Raw genomic sequence first — 2239 nt, 5'->3', positions numbered from 1 at the left:
AAGGTGTGAAGCTAGGCGGAGCCTAGCGAAACGATGGGAACAAGAAAACCTTCTAGGTGTAGACTCACTCACGACACAAACTCTTTTGATGTAGACTCACTCACGACTCATTTTTTCGTGATGTGGACTCACTCACGATACAAAATCCTTCGATGTAGACTCACTCACGACACGACTTTTTTCACTTTTTATTAATTTCCTGTGCCTTTTCTTCTAATTTTTTGATCTTATCTCGTGCAATTTTTTGTTCCCCTTTAAACAATTCCACGTTCTTTTCTGATGACTTTATTTTAGATTCTAAGGATGCTATTTTTGATTGCGTTTCTGTTTTTTCCGCTTCGGTTTGGTACTTCATTTCATCTTGTAATTCTTTTACTTTTTCATAAACCGTCTTCGCATTTTCTTCTTCCAGTTTGATTGCTTTCCCGTAATTCTTGATCTTTGTTTCGATATCCTTTTTGTCTCTTTCTATAAAATCTAGCTCATATGTTTTTTTATCTTCAGCTAACAATTCATCATTTGCTTTTGTTTTACTTTGATCGGTAAAAATCGTCTGAACTAATTTATTCGGACTTTTTGTTGCTGCATTTTCTTCTTCATATTCATTAACATCTTGTGTGAATTTACGAATATCCATTTGTTCTTTTTCACCGTTTTTATTGTAAATATCGAAAGCTAACGCTCCCCAATTCGGAGATAACTCTTTTACTTCTACAACGTATTTTCCGTTCTCTTCATACAATACTTTGACAGGTAACTGAACACCTGGATTTGCTTTTTGCTGTGCCTTAAATGTATATCCTGTTTCCTCATATCCTTCTAATCGAAAGTAAATTTGTATAAAGTTTTTGTGTGGATTGTATTCCCTTTTTTCTACAATCAATTTCCCCATACCCGACAACTTAATTACTTTATTTGTCTCTGTATGGAATAGTTTTTCATCGTTTGGCATGTAAATTTTTGATGTCAAGAAAGCAAAAAATCCCAAAAATAGAAAGCTGATAATTGTTAGGTAGATCCACGACTTATTTTTTCTTAGATTGATTCTTTCACTCTTCTTACCAATTGCACCTATCACACTCTCACCCCACCTTTTTCGTTATAAAACTTTCATATTTAACTCTTCCACACTTGTAACTCGCCATGTTTCCTTATCTTTTTTCATGATGATTCGTAACACATTGTTTACTTTTTCTTCTCGGTTTTGCGTTGAATCTGTCGTGACATTTATAAATTCGGCTAACACATTTACCTCCTCTTTATCGGGTTCATTTTCTTGTAAATAAAACTTCATTTCTATTGGTTTCGTTTTATACGTATCTCCTAATTCGTATTTATCAGTTGGATAAAATTGTTGTAAAAGTTCTTCGCTCATAATGGATTTTGCCTTTTCTTTTCGCTCGCTGTACCCTTCTTTTTCTCTGTGAAATGATAATTGTATAAATGTTTCGGCTGTCGATAAGTATGCCCTTCTCTGTTGTTCCTGTGCGGAAGGAAGCACCTTATCTAGTCGTTTTTTTAAGTCTTCATTTTGTTTTGTTAGTAATTCATTTGAAAGTTTTAACTGTTTTTCTTTGCCATCACTCATTGACTTTTTGCTCAAATAGATATTAAAAGCTGTCACACCTACAACTAAAATGACAAACACAATAAACAAAAATTTTCGTTTATCTTTCATTCTTTCAGTCTCCTATTCTTTCGGTTTTTAGAACCTTCTTACATGACCAGAAAAGACTTTTTTCCAATACGGATTATTTAAATCTTCAATAGAAACACCTTTATTCGTTTGGCATCCTATGAAAGTATTCTTATCAATTACAATGCCAACGTGTCCGTCATGTTTGTAGGTATCAAAGAAAATAACATCACCCGGTTTCATATCATTTACTGATACTTTTGTACCGATTTTATTTAATGTTTCCGTACTTACAGCTCCTATCGGACTGGTATACATCCCTACTTGTTCGAATGCCCAGCGTACAAAACTTGAACAATCAAAAATCCCTCTTGCGATGTCATTTGTGTTACGTCCTCCACCAAATACATAGGTAGAACGCCCTATCCATTGGCGACCTACATCGGCAACTTTTGAACCGCTACTTCCGCCACTTCCTGGATTTCCTCCTCCACCAGAAACGACAGAACCTGGCTGATAATATTTTAAAACTGCGTCAACGTACAAAATATCGCCGTAGCACGCTTGATATGGTACGGCTTCTGGTCTAAGGCAATGATACAT

The 2239-nt window shown here is 35.0% G+C and carries 3 protein-coding genes; all 3 read right to left on the bottom strand.

From position 1 onward, the window contains the following. Positions 1-181 precede the first annotated feature (181 nt). Complete coding sequence (locus JDS95_RS30335; protein ID WP_199691037.1) at positions 182-1078, bottom strand: hypothetical protein; 897 nt, start codon at positions 1076-1078, stop codon at positions 182-184. A 21-nt stretch (positions 1079-1099) separates the two neighbouring features. After that, entirely contained in the window at positions 1100-1678 is a 579-nt protein-coding gene (locus tag JDS95_RS30330; RefSeq protein ID WP_000653474.1) for a hypothetical protein, read from the bottom strand. 27 nt (positions 1679-1705) lie between these two features. Then, positions 1706-2239 (bottom strand): C40 family peptidase (locus tag JDS95_RS30325; protein ID WP_199691036.1); only part of this gene is annotated, 534 nt, incomplete at its 5' end.

This window comes from Bacillus cereus group sp. N24 (genome assembly GCF_016483345.1).
GTDB classification, from domain to species: Bacteria; Bacillota; Bacilli; order Bacillales; family Bacillaceae_G; genus Bacillus_A; species Bacillus_A toyonensis.
The sequence above is the reverse complement of the archived record's forward strand: the minus strand, read 5'-3'. Positions and strand labels throughout refer to the sequence as shown.